The following is a 16,120-nucleotide window of genomic DNA, read 5'->3' on the forward strand; positions in this document are numbered from 1 at the left end:
GTAAATTCGGACTGGCTTTTGCTGGTGCGAGCTTTTAGCTCGTACCTCTTCAATTGTTAAATAAAATCAATCCCTAACAAACCGTTCCCTCCTGAATAGTCAACTGCACTACTGTATTTCCAATGTTCTGGTTCTGTCACGAATCCAGAAATGACGGGGTTCATGTGAATATAATCTATTTTTTGATCGGTGACCTCTGGAGTCCACAGTTCAACCGGTTGATTATGCTGTTGCCAAAATTGTCTGTGTTTTACGTTGCTATTGGCTTGGCCAGCCTTCTCCATCATCGATAGCATCCATTCTTTTCTGCTTTCCTTATTGTTTGCTGAAATTTCGGATTGGACCTTTCTGGAAGTATATCTTTTGAAATCTCTCAGCAAATCTCCCGGATTGTTTTGCTGAGCCCGAAAAATGAGATGAACGTGACTAGGCATGAGACAATAACAATAGATCTCCATTCCTTTGTGTTTTCTACAATAGTCCAGGCTTTCAATCAAAATTTGAAAATACTCTTCACGTACGAATACATCAATCCAGTTTTTGGTAGCAAAACTGACAAAGTATAGTCCTTCCTTATTATAAAATTTGTATTTACGACTCACTCCGTAAAAATAATGCGCTTAATGGAATGGTGCTGTGGTGGAATTGATTTTTACAGGTCCGAGTTACAAACTCGAACCAGCGCTACGGTAAACTCGGACCAGCGTGGGGAAGGTGTTAGGTTTTGGAGGGTGCTAAAGTAAAAAGGTGATGAGGTCGAGTTTCAATTGTAGCGACAGAAAGACTTCAAACAACTGAGGTGTTCAGCTTGAATGGGATTAGCGGCTACAGATAAATAAATTATACCTTTTAGGGTATAGATATACAGATAAATAAATTTCTATACCCTATCTGATATAAAATAAATGCTTGATTATATTTACACCTGAAAGGGTATAGATATGGCAAAAAAACAATTAGTCAAGTTCATCAAAGAGAAAAGAAAACAAGCAGGGATGAATCAGGAAGACCTTTCATTTGCTGCAGGCGTTGGTTTAAGGTTCGTTCGAGACCTGGAACAAGGAAAATCAACTTTGAGGATGGACAAAGTCAATCAGGTACTAAACCTCTTCGGTTACGAATTAGGGCCCATAAAAGCGAACAAAGATGAGAAAAGCTAAAGTACTTTATCAGAACCAATGGGCTGGAACCTTAACTGAGGATGACCACGGGTATCATTTTCAATATGAACATGACTACATCGCTGAAAAAGGTGAGCCCATAAGTTTAACACTCCCACTTCAGAAAGAACCTTATCATTCAAAGATACTATTTCCTTTTTTTGATGGCCTTATTCCTGAAGGTTGGATTCTGGACATCGTTACAAAAAACTGGAAGATCAATGAAAGGGACAGAATGGGAATTCTGTTGGTTGCGTGCAAGGATTGTATCGGTGCTGTTTCAATTGAACCAATAAAATGAAGTGTTTATACTGCTATAGAGATTCAGAAACCGATTTTCATACTAATTGTAGTAAGAAAATTTTCGGTGCCCCTACACCTCCTAAGGTACCATATACTGAAGATGATCTTTTAAAGCTTGCCGAGCAAATGATTAAAGGGAGTGCCACGGTTACCGGAGTTCAGCCGAAGCTTTCCTTACATATTGAAAAACCGGACAATGGAGCTGAGAAACTGACCATCGTTGGCTTATGGGGACAATATATACTCAAACCTCAATCTCCTGTGTGGGCCGAATTACCACAAATAGAGGACCTGACCATGCATCTCGCACAGCTATCCAAAATCCGAACGGCAGATCATTCTTTAGTGCGATTAGCTTCAGGGCAGCTGGCATACATAACCAAACGAATGGACAGAAAAAATGGAGCAAAACTTCATATGGAGGATATGTGTCAATTACTCGAAAGACTAACAGAAGACAAATACAAATCATCGCATGAGCAGATTGCCAGAGAAATCAAACGCCACAGTATCAATCCGGGACTCGATCTGGTACGGTTTTATGAATTGACTTTGTTCAGCTTCCTGACTGGAAACGCTGACATGCATTTAAAAAACTTCTCATTGATAAAAAGCGACCATCGTCAATATGAATTGGCTCCTGCATATGATTTGGTTTCATCCGCTTTGGTTGTTGAGGAAGACGATGAGGAACTTGCGCTGACTTTAGCCGGAAAGAAAAAGAAGCTGAGAAAATCTGATTTTTTTAGTGCTATGACTACCTCCGGAATACCTGATAAAGCCGCCGAAAATATTCTCAATAAATACGCTGGTATCCCTCATAAGTGGTTCGACTTTATGGATCAGTCCTTATTATCCAAAGAAATGACAGTAAAGTATAAGGAACTAATTCGCAGTAAGCATCACCAGCTTTTCGGTTAATCAAACAGCATCTAATATCTCAATCCACTTATATCTTTTAAAGTTGACAAATGAAGTTCCCGTTTTTAGGATGCGGGCAAGTGTTGAATTTGGTGAGGGTTTGAGGTGTGTTAAGGTTGGTGAGGAGATGTACATGCCTAACTAATCACCGTGTCACAAGAGATAGAGATAGATGCAAGAATCAATATTATATCGGGTGCCAATCTTCTCTTTAAACTTTTTCAATCTGCACGTTCAATCCTTTCAGCAGCCAATTCTATTTTTTCTACTGCCATCCCGGATGCATCACTATCCAAATCAGGAATATACCAGCCGAGAAACACCTGATAATGGTGACAAGCCTGAGCAGGATCCAAATTCATCAGGTCGAAAGACCAGACGAAACTCGTAAATTTATGTGAGGAGGTCGGGGGAAAATTGGGGGGCGGATGAGCGCAAAGGCCTTGAGCGTTTAATTTTCCATGATTTTTGATTCGGGCCGTGTAGGTTTTTTTATCCAGGAAAAAGGATGTGCCCCTCCGGCATGAGGAGGAAGCTCATTATTAAATTTTAAAACATAACCAGAGCTGTCAACGCTCTCTACCACTAAAGTAACTTCTGCCTCAGCGTGGAGCATTTATCTGCTATAGCCTCCACCCCCAAAGAAAAGGTCCGAGTTGCAAACTCGGACGAGCTCAGGGTCTCATAGCACTTTAAACAATTACTTAGTATCTTAGATTTAGCGTGTTCTAAGACTAAAATGGCTGAGCAGGATCAAAATCAATCGATTCTTAAAAGTGCATGGCGAACCCTGGCCGTCTACCTGGGGAGTGCCTGGGTATTGATAGAAGCCCTCAACTTTTTGCTCGACAAATATCATTGGGATCCGAGGATTCTGGATGTCGCTTTAATTCTCTTATTTTTCGGACTGTTGTCTACCCTGATCCATACAGGGTATGATCAAAAATTTACCGGCAAAGCTATCTCCCTTCATGCTATCAATGGTGTCGCGGCATTGCTGGCAATAGCCTATTTTTTAGCAAACCCCAATACCCTCAATGCTTCACAACTTCGGGTTTTTAAGTTTAAGCAAGACCAAAAAGAGTTGGCAGAGTCTATTAGGTCTATCGTGGTGCTCCCATTCGATAATTTCACGGGCTATGACAACTACGAGTATTATGTCTCTGGAATGCATGCTTCACTAATTGGTGACATTGGGAAAGTCAGCGCCCTTCGTGTGATTTCTAAAACATCCTCCAGGGCTTTTAAGGACCAAAACAAGTCCATTCCTCAAATCACCTCGGAACTCGGAGTAGATGCGGCGGTTGAAGCGAGTGTATCCTGCATAGGACCGGACAGCATATGCATTAATATTCAACTTATCAGTACTTATCCGGAAGAGAAGCAACTGTGGGTTCGGAAATTTGTAGCGGATAAATCACAGATAGAAAACCTTTACCACCTGGTAACCCGGCAGATATCCAAAGAGATCAACGTGGTGCTAACACCAGAGGAAGAAAGCTTACTGGCTGAATCCAATGCCATCGACAAAGATGCTTACGATGATTACCTGAAGGGCAAATTCCATCTCGACCAAATCAATCCGACTTCACTGCAAACAGCAGCTGAGTATTTTACCCGCGCAAGCGAAAAGGCTCCACAATGGGCCGGCCCCTATGAAGGTCTGGCCTCAGTGGCGGGATATCAGATGCAGATGGGATTCAAATCACCTGAAGAAAATGGACCGATCCTTCAACACAATATGAAGAAAGCGCTGGAGCTAGGCCCAAATTCGACGCAGGCCTTTCATTTAAAAGCAATTACAATGACCTGGGGAATGTGGAACTGGGAAGAAGGGGAAAAAGCATTTAAAAAATCCCTGGAATTGAATCCTAACAACGAAATGTCTCACATTTTTTATGGGCATTTACTTATCCTTCTGGGACGTCAGGAAGAAGCCCTGATTCACTCTGAGAAAGCAGTACAACTAGACCCATTGCGTCCATTTATACTTGGCTTGAGCAGTGTAGTGTCCATGACTGGCGGAAATTATGATCAGGCAATTGCCCGATCAGTTAAAGCATTATCTATTGACCCAAATCACTATTTTGCAAAAGGGGCCCTGGAGCATGCATACTTCTACAGTGGAGCATATGCAAAGTCCCTGGCCCTGACCTATACCATTCACAAAACAGCTGGTTACATTGAAGAGGACTTTATACCTGAAATCAGAGACTCCTATACACAGCAAGAATACCAGCAAGAAATGAAAAAGCTGACAGACTTATTGAAGGAAAGAGAGTCGGCAGGGCATTATATATCGCCGTGTGCTATCGGAAGTGAACTGGTGAGAGCAGGGCTGCTGGATGAGGGGATGAAATACTATAAAAAAGGCTATGACACCCATGACCCGAATATGCCTTACCTGGCTGCTATTTATAAAATGGATAGAAGGCTATTAGACCATCCGGAATATTTAGCACTCCTCAAAAAGCTCAACCTCCCGATCCCTAATCCATAATAGTGAAACTAAGAACTGCCTTCCTCCACTGGGAAAATTAGCATTTGAATCATCTTAAGGTAAGGCGAGAGTCCTTTCTTTAAACTTTTTCAATCTGCACGTTCAATCCTTTCAGCAGCCAATTCTATTTTTTCTACTGCCATCCCGGAAGCATCACTATCCAAATCAGGAATATACCAGCCGAGAAACACCTGAAAATGGTGACAAGCCTGAGCAGGATCCAAATTCATCAGGTCGAAAGACCTGACGAGACTCGCAAAAGCTTGTCCATGATCGAGGTATTGACTTGGGTGATTAATAATCGTATATTCAATAAAACAACATTAACCCTACCCTATGAAAACCTTCACCCAAACCCTGGGACTCATATTGCTATTGGCGATGATGAGTACCACCCTGAATGCTCAGCTAGTTGTAACCAGCTACATGAAGCTCACCGACACGCGATCTAACTACCTGGATCTGGAACAGCAATGGAAAAAAATCCATGAGCAGCTTATCGATGATAATCTGATGGAAGGCTGGGAACTGTATGAGGTGATGTTTAGCGGCGCTGACGGCCCTCACTTTATTACCGCCAATCATTACAAGGATATGGAGCAATACAATAGATCTAACGACCAGTTTGCAGAAAGTATCCTCAAAATCATGAAAGAGGCAGACCTTCAAAACCTGATGAAAACGACTGAAGCGACAAGAATCCAGAAAAAAAATGAGGTGAACTGGCGCGTCGACCAGGTGATCAGCGATAAGAAACTCGACTACCTGGTTGTCAACTTTTTCAAGGTCGATGAAATTAATTTTGATGCCTATGAGGAAATGGAAAAAACCTATTACAAGCCCTTTCACGAGGCCTCAATGAAGAAAAGTAATCGGGCCTATTGGGGCGTCTATGCCCTTTTCCCCAGATGGGATGATAAATACCAGTATGTAGCAGTGGATGGCTACTCAGATGAGGGAAGCAAGGAATTCGATCAGGTTGCCACCTGGAAGGAGGTACATGGCAGTGTTTCCATGGAGGAGACCTGGAAGAAAATGGCCAAACTCCGAACGCCTCAGAAAGTTTTGATGCTTCGACGTATTGATGCACTCTGGGCAGATCAGGATTAGGGCTATTAAGATCTATTAGATACGCATTAACAAAAGCAAGTCGTCAGGTGAAAGCACCTGACGACATGGTGAATTCATACCAGTCAGGTTGATCAACCTGATGGCAGAGCTAGCTGAAAATATCTTGTAGTTATAAATTCATATAATCAATGCTGATGCGATGCTACATCCTTTTTATGTGCATAGACAAGTAAAAGAATTCCTATAACGAAGATTGGTAATCCCAAAATCACGGTAACATTTCCATACAACCATATCAACCAGGCTGTGAGGAAAAGACCTATCCACCAGGTAATAAAGAAAAGACCTGCCATCTTTTCGTTTTTCCAGAGATAGGAATAACCAACGGAAAACCAAATGAACAGAACAACGACCATTACAATCCCAAAATTGGACTCCTGCAAATTCGGGTCGTAAGGCGGAAACACCTCATCAATGAAGATGAAAGCATAAGAAAGCACAGCCAGCGTAGAAAGTACGCGCAAAATGTTTCGAAAAAGTTTCATAGCTATTGCTTTTAAGGTTTAACCATTATAAATGGAACAGTTCGAAGCACCCCAAAGTGCCCACCCGGGCATCAAACGATACCCGGGATAGGCAGATTAGGCCACCCCATGCAGCACAATCCTATTCAAATAAAGGCGTGTATCGTTCCCGGTTGATCAATAGCAACACAATGTTTAAAGTGGCTACTAAAACTGCCGGCCACAGCATAGCCAAATCACCATTTATCATGTTAAACATCATGAAGCTAAAGGACAGCGGAAACAAGACTATTAAAATCAATCCGGTCCATCTATTCATTAGCAACAGAACCCCAATCAGCATTTCAAAAACATACAGAAAGGGGAGGTACATCACGATAGAATCAATAAAATCCCTGGTGATCGTGGGCATGGCACCGTAACTCGTGGGTACCACATGCAGAAATTGATTGAGGGCATACCCTATCAGATACGCCCCCAGAATCAATCGTAGCCATGTTTCAATATTTTGTTTCATCTCTATGGTATTTAAAGATTCATTGGAATGTTCTCAGGTAGTGCACGAGCAACCAGCTGTCTTCCTCACTAATTTTTTTATCAAAAGCAGGCATCTCATCACGTCCGGCCCTGATCTTGTAAAAGATGGCGCCATCACTTTGATCCTGAAACTCGTCTGTTGTAAAATCTCCGGGAAAGGTCTTCAGCTCCTCCGCTTTGGTTCCGTCTCCTTCTCCACTCTTGCCATGACATGACTTACAGTGCTTAGTATAAAGCCCTTTGGCAATAATGGTATTCTCACCAGCATATTTCACAGGGTTTTTCATCGCTGCACTAGATGCCGGCACCTTCCAAACCGGTCCCTGAAAGGCCAGCAGAAAGATGGACAAGAGTATCAGCAGCCAGAAATAAAGGATGCGCGACCGTGATCTTTGGTTTGATGTAATTGTCCTCATGGGGTGAAAGTTTAAAGTTGTACTACGTTGATTGACGTATCATATAAAGCTGAAAAAGGAGGTAGCCAATGACGGTCCAGAAACCAATGATCGTAACATTGGCTACCAACAATAACCACACCGGGGCCTTATCCCTGGTTCCCCAGAGAGATCGGCCCAGGTGGATAGGTTCAATAGATGGTACCGCTCCCCAATTGACCTTCTTGGTTATGCTTATGGTACCATAGCTATCATGATCCGAAACCCTTGCACAAAGCTCCAGATTACCTTCAGTATCACCGGGGATTTGATCCTTTAAAAGGATCGTGATCGTCCCCTCATCATCTGTGATATTGTACTTATCTCCGATGGGCATCTGCCCAAACATACGCTTGACATAAATATATACCTGCTCCTCTGCCGCAGGTTCACCATCCGGTCCCGAAAGCACTATTTGAATAGTCCTGATCGAATCTATCTCAGAGGTTTTCAAGTCAAGGGTGGCACGGGTGATTGACAATTCCTCACGCTTATCCTTATAATTTGGGTCATCCAGAATGCGAGCAATGAAGTTCAGCTCGGACAGGGTATCAAGCGCCGTTTGAAACTTATCGGGAAGGATAAAAGTCCCCTCTCCATCTACATCTGATGTAATATTGCCGAGCATTCCCATTTTGGTTTCGTCATACAAAAAGAGATTCACAATAACACCCTCGACGGGTTCATACCCCCGTTCTCCTCTCGTTCTGACACGCGTGGTGAGGTAGGGTGTCTGCCCCATCTCATGGTAATAATTGAGGTTGAGTTTTACTTTTTGTTTCTGCTGCGCCTGTATAGGCAGGGCCATACCTAAAATGAGCAGGCAGGTCATGATCCGCATCGCTCCCATGTGCTGGCTTTTGACTTCAACAACCGGTTCTTCTTCTTCGGAGATAGGAATAATCGGCAAAAATCGCGTAAAAAAGGTCATTATCAGTAACGCACCCGCCAGCGATCCTACAGTGATCATCACTTCCGGAATGGTGGGTATGTAATGCGAATAGGACTCTGGAGCATCTTCAATGGGCAAAAACGGATGCAATAATGTCGGTGTCACGATGAGGTAACGCTTAAACCACGCTCCTACCACAATCAGGATAGACATGATAACCAGCGGAACAGGCTGACGACCTTTCGGAATCAGCAATACAATGGTGGGAAGTATCATACCCAACCCAATCACCGCCCAAAAAATCGTGGAAAATTCTCCGGTAAAAAGGCTGACCAGATGCTCTTCCTCGGTGGCCTTCATTTTAAAACCGGGAACCAGGTATTCATTGATGTTGAAATAGATATACAACAGCGATAACATGACAATCAACCGTCCCATTTTATCAAAATGAGAAACGGTCAGGTATTTCTCTAGTTGATAATACCTGCGGTAAAAGAACATGGCTATTACCACTCCGGCCGCCCCTGCCAGAAAGGCCCCCGAAACGAAATATGGACCAAAATTGGTACTGTCCCAACCGGGACGATAGGTAGTGGCAAATAACCATGAAGTCACCGTGTGTATCGCAAAAGCCATCGGTATGATCGAAATGGCGATCACTTTGACAGCTCTTTTTAAGATCATTTTTTGCTTCTCTGAGCCTGTCCAGTTCAGGCTCATCCTGGTATACAATCTGCCTAAGAAAGTACCTTCTTTTTCCTTACCGATGATTGCCAGATCCGGCAGTAATGGAAAGTAAAGTAGCAGCAGACTGAGCACGAGATAGGTGGTGATCACCAGTACATCCCAGATGATCGGTGATTGCAGCCTGCCATAGGCGAAAAGATGCCAAAGCCTGTCGGGACGTCCCATGTCTACAATAATGATGAGCCCTGCGAAAACGATGGCTGAGACGGCTATAATTTCAGCAATTCGGTTGAGCGGACGACCCCAGCTCACACCGGCCAGGTGCAGTATGGCGCTTACCAGCGAGCCTACCAGGCTTATGGCCACGAAGAAGACGAAGTTGGAGATATAAATACCCCAGGATGCATAGTCCCGCATTGCAGTGATGCCCAGACCATTCCTGATCTGGTAGATATAAGCGGCGACCCCAATGGCAAAAAGCAACAGCAGGGACCATGTCCAGAGAATCCCCACACGTCCAAACTTATCAGGCATCAGAGCCTTGAGATCATTGGATGGTATGTTGTTATCATTTTTCATCACCTAACCATTCACTTCCTGTGCTTCTTTTTCAAAAGGAAACATCCGATTGACCGGAGGCAAATAATACACCCTTGGTCCGGTACCCAGCTCTTCCATCAGTCGGTACCCTCCCTTGTCTTTTATCAACTGACTAAACCTCACCGTTTCATCTCCATTGGTGACAGCGTCCTCATTTAGATCACCGAAATAAAAAACGCCATTCGGACAGGCTGTCACACAGTGCGGCAGTTTTCCCTCTGTAATCATATGAGGACAGAAATCGCATTTTTCTACGGTACCGAGCTGACTTGTATGATGCATTAGGCCTTCATGATCCCCGCCAGGGTTTACATGCTCTTCTGACCAGTTGAACACCCGGGTAGAGTACGGGCAGGCTGCCATGCAAAACCGACAGCCAATGCAGCGATCATTATCAATACCCACGATGCCGTCGGTGCGCTTGAAAGTGGCATCCACCGGACAAACTTTCACACAGGGCGGCTCATCGCAATGCATGCATATCGTAGGCTGCCAGTAGTGCGAGGTGCTCTCGGCATTCTGCATATCATAGATCTTCACCCAGTTTTTGGGATCTGATAAGCCATGAGCCTTGTTACAGGCGGCCTGACATTTTCTTTGATTTCCACAACGAGACAGATCGATGACCATTACAAATTGTCGGTCAGGAATGCCTTTCCTAAGGTTTTTCGGGACATCCGGCACCGGCTTGAGCAAAGACTTGCTCACATGGACTATCTCCCCATCCGGTGAAAGCAATTCGACCAACTCGTCTTCACTATCGGAAACCTCAGGTTCCGAAGCTCCAAACGCATCAGGAAGGAATGCTCCGAGGGCCGAGAGCCCAAGAAAGGTACGTCGATCAATATCTCTTTGCGGAATTTTCATTTTTTAATACGCTTGAGTATCCAATGATGAATCTTCCTGAAAGTCACCTTTTGACCAGTGGACTTTACCTTGTCTGTTGGTACCTGAACAAGTTCTCCATCGTGAGTTAAATAGACTTTCTCCTGATGGATTCTGTTTGCTAACGGGAAAAAAAATGCCGTCAAGGCAGCTCCAATGAGCCCTTTCAGCATTTCAATCCGCTTACGATAGTAGGTTATAGATTCCATAATCGTGTGATGTTAAATCCAATCAAAAACTCTCCTGCCGTAAAATCATTGCTGTTGTACACGTTATTGTACTGTGGCACGAGACTACCGAAATTGCCTGCAAAAATCTGGAACGAGTGCCCGCTTGTTGACATCTCTATCCCGAAAGCCAAATTGGGATTGGGATTATCCAACGGATGTGAAGTGATCGCCTGATCCACATTGAATACAACCGCCAATGCAGGGGCCACCCTCACTCTTCCCATTCCTGAAATAGCGAAATGATCATTTTGCCTGGACTCCGACGGCACAAAGTTGAAATGGGTCATACTCGGGGCAACTTGTATCGAAACCCAGTAATTCACCTTTCTGCTAATCAACAACTGATGGAAATAGGAAAGCCGGTCCCCTCCCTTGTCAAAATTATCCTTACTCATGGTGTTGACACCCACATTCGCATAGTAGGACACCGAAACAGGTATGTTGCCGGATCGGGTCTGGGTGAGAAGGGCATATTTGGCATTTAAATCCAGCACTTTATTGAACTTGGTTAACCCGGCTCCCACCAACAATTTATTGATCGGTGAATAGCTCATAGCCAATCTAATGTTGGAAGGCGCCCATAAGCCCCAGAGGTCATCATATCCATTCTCCACCGTGCCGAAACGGTGTTGAATATTGAACTCCAGCGTCTTCGGAGAATACACCACGGTCGTCTGGTTATCAATCAACATGGCACTTTCAAAGGGTGGGCGAATGGCATCAGATTCTTCTTCCTGTGCCAATAGCGGCAAGCTACCCAGCCCAAACATGATCGCTACCAGCAGAACAAGTTGATAATATGGCTTCATGGTTTTCATAGCATTGAAGTTTAATTGTCCTTGGCACCCTGGCTAATCCAGGTGGCAACGATGTTAATCTGTGCATTAGATAGTTTACCACTTGTTGGCATAGGGTCGGTCAGAGACCGCATACGGATAAGTATTTCACTGGACTCAGGGTCTGATACATTGATAAGACTATTCGAAAACAGTTCATTATAGGCCACACCTACCTCAAGGTTGGGTGACTCTCCTCCCGAGACATGGCAGTTGGTCACTGCGCAGTTGCTGGTGAAAAGAGGTTGGACGCTCGTGGAAAAAGAGATCTGCTGTCCTCCATTATCTATTGGTTCGGGAGAGACATCGGTATCATCTCTATAAGTACAGGAAGAGAGCAACCAGCCAAGGAGTAGTATCAAGACCCAAAAATCCCGTTTCATGGCTCATGTGTCTAAGTTTACCTCAATCGTGTATGGCAGTTGATCTTGACCGTCACTTCGTCACCTATATTATCCGAGTCTACCCCAAATATCGACTTGGCAAGGAAACTAAACTCTCCGGTAAAGGCTGCTCTTAGATCAGATGCATCCTGCGCATCGCTATGATCATGTACTCCAAGGAAGTTGAATACCAACTCTACTTCATCACTCACCCCTTTGAAAGTCAGCATTCCCTTGGCATGGTAATCCGGTCCGTCCCTGGTGATCGACACGCTCTGAAAACTTGCAACATTAGAAAGTGAATCGATACCCGCCGGATCAAGTGATCCATCTGCGAGGGTATCGCCATTATGAATGACTCCTAAGGTAGTTGGCATACATCCACCCAGGTGGTCCCTGTTGGGCTCTCCGGTCAGGTTGCTGGTAATAACTACTGAAGCGAAAATAGAACTGAGCTCGGGGTTCTGCTCATCAAAATCTACATCTATGAAAAAATCACTAAATCTACCCGTCAATAAAGCAAGCTCTCCAAGGTATGCAGTCTCCCACTCCACATTGGAGTGCGCTTTATCAAATCTCCAAACAGTTCCTTCTGTATCTATTACAGCATCTCCTGGCACATAGTCAGGCATGTCATCATCATTCGTACACTGGTACATGAGCAGTGATAGCACAGCCATTACCAGTATCGGTATTCGGAATTTTCTAAGGGGTATCATGATGCATATGAGTTTGTTGTTTCGTTTGAAGTTAGTTTTGAACAAACCTCCAAAACATGAGATTATACAAACTCAAAGCTGATTTTTGTCAGGGGATGGTGCCTAGCTTCTAATTATAGTCACGAGGAAGTTTTTTCGTTTGATACACTCATGCTATGACTTCGAGTCATGGCATGTTAGTCAATGTTCTGTGCAGGAACAAAGCGGCAGGCCCGCCGAGCGCCGGTCTGCCAAGAGGCTTTGCGGGAGGGGCGTCCTAAAAATGTCAACAAAATCAGGATTAAAAAATCCCTTCATCACCCCGGCTCATTCTACTGAAAAGCTATCTTTGCCCCCCTTAAGAAAAACTCAAAATACACGCACATGAAGACCTGGTACAGCTGCAAAGTAAAATACAATAAAGAGCAGGAAAACGGCATGCTCAAGCAAATAACTGAAGCTTATATGCTTGATGCGTTGACTTATACAGAAGCTGAAACCAGAATCTATGAAGCGATGGAGCGTGACGTCCACGGCGAATTTACCGTCACCCAGATCACGAAAACGAACATTTCAGAGTTGGTGATCAATGAAGATAAGCCTGCGGACTACTGGTGGAAGGTGAAGGTGGTCTACACCACGGTAGACGGCGACTCGGAGAAAGAGGTGAACATCAATAACTACTTCATGGTTTCGGCGGACAACATTGGAGACTGCATTGAGAACACTAATGAGTTTTTGAAGTCTATGTTGGTGCCCTACTCTATTCCTTCGGTGACTCTGACGAAGATCGTAGAGGTATACCCTTACGATCCGAATGCCATCCCTGCCAACCTGAAGCCTTTGAGTGAGGTAGAAGCTGAGCAGGAAGGGTAAACAGTAAGTCACACTCGGAGAGTGTCTACGACAAAACAGAACACTTTATTTAATAAACAAAGATTCTCTGCGGGGCGCACGGCCATCGAATGACTTTATCTCCACATGGAAGTCTCGCTCGGAGAGTGTCTTTGATAAAAAGAACACTTCTCTCAAAATCGAAGATTCCCTACGGGAATGACTTCATACCGTATAAGATCATCGACTCTCTTCGAGGCGCACGGCTAGTGAATGACTTCATAACGTAGAATCGAATCTCAAAAGTCACGCTCGGAGAGTGTCGTTGAACATATTTGCAGAATCAAACTGCAGAATATGCCTATGAAGGTTAAAATTATCTGGTAGCATTTCCAATAAATTAAACTAATCATACAGTTACTTACTATATTCACCGAATGCGATGCTATTTCACCTATATCATCACCAACCCGGGGAAGACGGTTTTATATACTGGAATAACAAACGACCTGGCACAAAGACTTACAGAACACTTTCTAAATCGTGGAGATAAAAAAACATTTGCGGGCAGATACTACTGTCATTTTCTACTATACTTTGAACGGTTTTCCCAACCTATGCATGCGATTGAAAGAGAAAAGGAAATAAAGTCCATGACCAGAAAGGAAAAAGAAGCCTTAATAAATCAGGGTAACCCTCGTTGGCACTCTTTAAATTCTATGGTAATGGATTGGCCTCCGCACCCTGAAGCAACATCCAGGGGATAGAGATTGGAATTGTTTAACGGATGTAATACCAAGTCCTTCACGTAACATCACACTCGGAGAGTGTCTTTGTAAAATGAAACACTTCTCTAAAAAGTAATGATTTCCTAAATAGCATACAACCACTTTACACCAGTAAGTCTCGCTCGGAGAGTGACTTTGATAAAAAGAACACTTCTCTCAAAATCGAAGATTCCCTACGGGAATGACTTCATAGCGTATAAGATCATCGACTCTCTTCGAGGCGCACGGCTAGTGAATGACTTCATAACGTAGAATCGAATCTCAAAAGTCACGCTCGGAGAGTGACTTTGATAAAAAGAACACTTCCCTAAAAATCAAAGATTCCCTACGGGAATGACTTCATAGCGTATAAGATCATCGATTCCCTTCGGGGCGCACGGCTAGTGAATAACTTCGTGACGTAGAATCGAACCTCAAAAGTCACGCTCGGAGAGCGTCTTTGGACATCATGGCGGTATCATACTGCAAGTCGGAATTCTGTTGATATTTGCCAATCTGTGCAAACTTGTTTTTGTTTTTGGGATTAAGGAACTTCCAAAGCAAAGACACACCCATGAGTGAGGCAGATTCAGCTATACACGGACAGATCGATCACATATTCCGTCATGAATACGGTAAGCTGGTGGCCATCCTGACCAAAACCTTTGGTCCGGCAAACATGGAACTGGCTGAAGATGTGGTACAGGAGGCGATGCTGGACGCCATCCGGCAATGGAGCTATGAAGGCATCCCACAAAACCCGGTGGGCTGGATCTACAAGGTGGCTCGAAACAAGACGATCAACGTCATCAAGCAGGCTCAGAACCGAAGAGAGAAAAATGATAAGATCGTTTCCACCTTCCAAACTGACAACACCCTGGATATCGATCTGGAAGCGCTCTTCTCCAATCAGGCTATTGCGGATGACCAGCTAAGAATGATGTTTACCTGCTGTCATCCGTCCATATCGGCTGACTCACAGGTGGCACTTACCCTTAAGACTCTTTGTGGGTTTAGTATTCCCGAAATCTCGCAAGCCTTCCTGACAAGTGAAGAGAACATCAACAAAAGATTGGTTAGGGCCAGAAAAACGATCCGTGAGGCCGAAGTCCCCTTCGAAGTCCCGGACATTCACGAGCTGGGATTCCGACTCTCACGTGTTTTGGAGACCATTTACTTGCTATTCAATGAGGGATATCAAGCCACTGAGGGGAATGAGCTCATTCGCTACGAGCTTTGTGAAGAAGCCATCCGACTGGCAGAAACGGTGGCCTCCAGCCAACACATTTCAGATAAATCTGAAGTATTTGCCCTGTTGGCCCTCATGTCTTTTAATGCATCACGTTTCAAGGCGCGCATTGATGATCAGGATAACCTCCTAAACCTGGAGCATCAGGATCGAAAAAAATGGAATCAGGAATTGATTGGTAAAGGTCTGCAATACCTCGAATTTTCAGCATCACAACAAAAAGTCTCAGAATACCAGATACTTGCCGCCATCTCCGCTCACCACTGCACAGCCCCAAATTATGAGTCTACTGACTGGCAGGGGATCCTTTCCTTATATGACTTACTATTGCAACTGAGCCCATCTCCTCTTATCGAGCTCAACAGGGCGGTGGTCATCTCCAAAATCAATTCTCCCGGGGAAGCACTGGAGGTCATTCATGCGATAAAAGATCAGGAAACCCTAAAGGCTTACCCTCCCTACTTCACGACCACAGCCGAACTCTTCTATCAAAATCACCAGCCAGAACAAGCACTGAAACACCTCAGGCAAGCTCAAAAAATACCTTTTGGCGAAAATTACAAATACCTGATTACCAGATTGTTAGAAAAATATTCGAAAAAAAACTAA

At 44.1% G+C, this 16,120-nt stretch carries 20 protein-coding genes; 8 read left to right on the forward strand and 12 right to left on the reverse strand.

Annotation, left to right across the window (positions count from 1 at the left end):
- Positions 1–56: 56 nt before the first annotated feature.
- Positions 57–602 carry a transposase gene (locus tag NXR94_RS05410; protein ID WP_258103565.1) on the reverse strand — a complete coding sequence of 182 codons (546 nt, stop codon included), beginning with the start codon at positions 600–602 and terminating at the stop codon, positions 57–59.
- 339 nt (positions 603–941) lie between these two features.
- Between NXR94_RS05410 and NXR94_RS05415 the strand changes: the two genes are divergently transcribed.
- From NXR94_RS05415 to NXR94_RS05425, 3 genes are read left to right on the forward strand one after another with little or no spacing between them, the layout of a single operon-like run.
- On the forward strand, positions 942–1,160 hold the full coding sequence (locus tag NXR94_RS05415; RefSeq protein ID WP_258103566.1) for a helix-turn-helix transcriptional regulator: 219 nt from the start codon (positions 942–944) through the stop codon (positions 1,158–1,160).
- On the forward strand, positions 1,147–1,461 hold the full coding sequence (locus NXR94_RS05420) for a HipA N-terminal domain-containing protein (RefSeq protein ID WP_258103568.1): 315 nt from the start codon (positions 1,147–1,149) through the stop codon (positions 1,459–1,461). The genes NXR94_RS05415 and NXR94_RS05420 overlap by 14 nt, the downstream gene beginning before the upstream one ends.
- The gene (locus NXR94_RS05425; RefSeq protein ID WP_258103570.1) at positions 1,458–2,384 is read left to right on the forward strand and encodes a type II toxin-antitoxin system HipA family toxin; all 927 of its coding nucleotides are present in this window, start codon (positions 1,458–1,460) and stop codon (positions 2,382–2,384) included. Before NXR94_RS05420 ends, NXR94_RS05425 begins: the two co-directional genes overlap by 4 nt.
- Before the next feature lie 221 nt (positions 2,385–2,605).
- On the opposite strand, the gene NXR94_RS05430 is transcribed toward NXR94_RS05425, so the two are convergent.
- Positions 2,606–2,746: a phage tail protein gene (locus tag NXR94_RS05430; RefSeq protein WP_258103571.1), complete on the reverse strand. Its 141-nt coding sequence runs from the start codon at positions 2,744–2,746 to the stop codon at positions 2,606–2,608.
- A gap of 377 nt (positions 2,747–3,123) precedes the next feature.
- Between NXR94_RS05430 and NXR94_RS05435 the strand changes: the two genes are divergently transcribed.
- The gene (locus NXR94_RS05435) at positions 3,124–4,884 is read left to right on the forward strand and encodes a hypothetical protein (protein ID WP_258103573.1); all 1,761 of its coding nucleotides are present in this window, start codon (positions 3,124–3,126) and stop codon (positions 4,882–4,884) included.
- A gap of 89 nt (positions 4,885–4,973) precedes the next feature.
- On the opposite strand, the gene NXR94_RS05440 is transcribed toward NXR94_RS05435, so the two are convergent.
- Positions 4,974–5,114 (reverse strand): phage tail protein, encoded by a 141-nt coding sequence (locus tag NXR94_RS05440; protein WP_258103574.1) that lies wholly within the window; start codon positions 5,112–5,114, stop codon positions 4,974–4,976.
- 106 nt (positions 5,115–5,220) lie between these two features.
- On the opposite strand from NXR94_RS05440, the gene NXR94_RS05445 reads away from it, so the two are divergent.
- Complete coding sequence (locus NXR94_RS05445) at positions 5,221–5,994, forward strand: hypothetical protein (protein WP_258103575.1); 774 nt, start codon at positions 5,221–5,223, stop codon at positions 5,992–5,994.
- Positions 5,995–6,140: 146 nt separating this feature from the next.
- Here the strand turns inward: NXR94_RS05445 and NXR94_RS05450 are convergent, their stop codons facing one another.
- From NXR94_RS05450 to NXR94_RS05490, 9 genes are all read right to left on the reverse strand, one after another.
- The gene (locus tag NXR94_RS05450; protein ID WP_258103576.1) at positions 6,141–6,500 is read right to left on the reverse strand and encodes a hypothetical protein; all 360 of its coding nucleotides are present in this window, start codon (positions 6,498–6,500) and stop codon (positions 6,141–6,143) included.
- A gap of 121 nt (positions 6,501–6,621) precedes the next feature.
- The gene (locus tag NXR94_RS05455; protein ID WP_258103577.1) at positions 6,622–6,996 is read right to left on the reverse strand and encodes a hypothetical protein; all 375 of its coding nucleotides are present in this window, start codon (positions 6,994–6,996) and stop codon (positions 6,622–6,624) included.
- 19 nt (positions 6,997–7,015) lie between these two features.
- Positions 7,016–7,432 (reverse strand): c-type cytochrome, encoded by a 417-nt coding sequence (locus NXR94_RS05460; RefSeq protein ID WP_258103578.1) that lies wholly within the window; start codon positions 7,430–7,432, stop codon positions 7,016–7,018.
- Positions 7,433–7,454: 22 nt separating this feature from the next.
- Complete coding sequence (gene nrfD, locus NXR94_RS05465; RefSeq protein WP_258103579.1) at positions 7,455–9,608, reverse strand: NrfD/PsrC family molybdoenzyme membrane anchor subunit; 2,154 nt, start codon at positions 9,606–9,608, stop codon at positions 7,455–7,457.
- A gap of 3 nt (positions 9,609–9,611) precedes the next feature.
- On the reverse strand, positions 9,612–10,496 hold the full coding sequence (locus tag NXR94_RS05470) for a 4Fe-4S dicluster domain-containing protein (RefSeq protein WP_258103580.1): 885 nt from the start codon (positions 10,494–10,496) through the stop codon (positions 9,612–9,614).
- Entirely contained in the window at positions 10,493–10,723 is a 231-nt protein-coding gene (locus tag NXR94_RS05475) for a hypothetical protein (protein ID WP_258103581.1), read from the reverse strand. The genes NXR94_RS05470 and NXR94_RS05475 overlap by 4 nt, the downstream gene beginning before the upstream one ends.
- Complete coding sequence (locus NXR94_RS05480; RefSeq protein ID WP_258103582.1) at positions 10,711–11,562, reverse strand: DUF5777 family beta-barrel protein; 852 nt, start codon at positions 11,560–11,562, stop codon at positions 10,711–10,713. The genes NXR94_RS05475 and NXR94_RS05480 overlap by 13 nt, the downstream gene beginning before the upstream one ends.
- An 11-nt stretch (positions 11,563–11,573) precedes the next feature.
- Positions 11,574–11,963, reverse strand: coding sequence for a cytochrome c (locus NXR94_RS05485; RefSeq protein WP_258103583.1), 390 nt, complete (start codon positions 11,961–11,963; stop codon positions 11,574–11,576).
- Positions 11,964–11,980: 17 nt separating this feature from the next.
- Positions 11,981–12,682 (reverse strand): YceI family protein, encoded by a 702-nt coding sequence (locus NXR94_RS05490; RefSeq protein ID WP_258103584.1) that lies wholly within the window; start codon positions 12,680–12,682, stop codon positions 11,981–11,983.
- Positions 12,683–13,045: 363 nt separating this feature from the next.
- Between NXR94_RS05490 and NXR94_RS05495 the strand changes: the two genes are divergently transcribed.
- The 3 genes from NXR94_RS05495 (at position 13,046) to NXR94_RS05505 (ending at position 16,120) form a co-directional block, all read left to right on the forward strand.
- Positions 13,046–13,537, forward strand: coding sequence for a DUF4494 domain-containing protein (locus tag NXR94_RS05495; protein WP_258103585.1), 492 nt, complete (start codon positions 13,046–13,048; stop codon positions 13,535–13,537).
- A 395-nt stretch (positions 13,538–13,932) separates the two neighbouring features.
- Positions 13,933–14,262 (forward strand): GIY-YIG nuclease family protein, encoded by a 330-nt coding sequence (locus NXR94_RS05500; protein WP_258103586.1) that lies wholly within the window; start codon positions 13,933–13,935, stop codon positions 14,260–14,262.
- A 574-nt stretch (positions 14,263–14,836) separates the two neighbouring features.
- Positions 14,837–16,120 (forward strand): RNA polymerase sigma factor, encoded by a 1,284-nt coding sequence (locus NXR94_RS05505; RefSeq protein ID WP_258103587.1) that lies wholly within the window; start codon positions 14,837–14,839, stop codon positions 16,118–16,120.

The sequence above is a fragment of the Marinoscillum sp. MHG1-6 genome (genome assembly GCF_024714475.1).
Classification (GTDB): Bacteria; Bacteroidota; Bacteroidia; order Cytophagales; family Cyclobacteriaceae; genus JAMZMI01.

Coding starts and splice junctions, on each gene's coding strand:
- NXR94_RS05495 (WP_258103585.1), top strand. CDS start 13,046: ATGAAGACCTGGTACAGCTGCAAAGTAAAATACAATAAAGAGCAGGAA.
- NXR94_RS05420 (WP_258103568.1), top strand. CDS start 1,147: ATGAGAAAAGCTAAAGTACTTTATCAGAACCAATGGGCTGGAACCTTA.
- NXR94_RS05470 (WP_258103580.1), bottom strand. CDS start 10,496: ATGAAAATTCCGCAAAGAGATATTGATCGACGTACCTTTCTTGGGCTC.
- NXR94_RS05435 (WP_258103573.1), top strand. CDS start 3,124: ATGGCTGAGCAGGATCAAAATCAATCGATTCTTAAAAGTGCATGGCGA.
- NXR94_RS05430 (WP_258103571.1), bottom strand. CDS start 2,746: ATGAATTTGGATCCTGCTCAGGCTTGTCACCATTATCAGGTGTTTCTC.
- NXR94_RS05445 (WP_258103575.1), top strand. CDS start 5,221: ATGAAAACCTTCACCCAAACCCTGGGACTCATATTGCTATTGGCGATG.
- NXR94_RS05475 (WP_258103581.1), bottom strand. CDS start 10,723: ATGGAATCTATAACCTACTATCGTAAGCGGATTGAAATGCTGAAAGGG.
- NXR94_RS05485 (WP_258103583.1), bottom strand. CDS start 11,963: ATGAAACGGGATTTTTGGGTCTTGATACTACTCCTTGGCTGGTTGCTC.
- NXR94_RS05425 (WP_258103570.1), top strand. CDS start 1,458: ATGAAGTGTTTATACTGCTATAGAGATTCAGAAACCGATTTTCATACT.
- NXR94_RS05450 (WP_258103576.1), bottom strand. CDS start 6,500: ATGAAACTTTTTCGAAACATTTTGCGCGTACTTTCTACGCTGGCTGTG.
- NXR94_RS05505 (WP_258103587.1), top strand. CDS start 14,837: ATGAGTGAGGCAGATTCAGCTATACACGGACAGATCGATCACATATTC.
- NXR94_RS05490 (WP_258103584.1), bottom strand. CDS start 12,682: ATGATACCCCTTAGAAAATTCCGAATACCGATACTGGTAATGGCTGTG.
- NXR94_RS05415 (WP_258103566.1), top strand. CDS start 942: ATGGCAAAAAAACAATTAGTCAAGTTCATCAAAGAGAAAAGAAAACAA.
- NXR94_RS05500 (WP_258103586.1), top strand. CDS start 13,933: ATGCGATGCTATTTCACCTATATCATCACCAACCCGGGGAAGACGGTT.
- NXR94_RS05440 (WP_258103574.1), bottom strand. CDS start 5,114: ATGAATTTGGATCCTGCTCAGGCTTGTCACCATTTTCAGGTGTTTCTC.
- NXR94_RS05480 (WP_258103582.1), bottom strand. CDS start 11,562: ATGAAAACCATGAAGCCATATTATCAACTTGTTCTGCTGGTAGCGATC.
- NXR94_RS05455 (WP_258103577.1), bottom strand. CDS start 6,996: ATGAAACAAAATATTGAAACATGGCTACGATTGATTCTGGGGGCGTAT.
- NXR94_RS05460 (WP_258103578.1), bottom strand. CDS start 7,432: ATGAGGACAATTACATCAAACCAAAGATCACGGTCGCGCATCCTTTAT.
- nrfD (WP_258103579.1), bottom strand. CDS start 9,608: ATGAAAAATGATAACAACATACCATCCAATGATCTCAAGGCTCTGATG.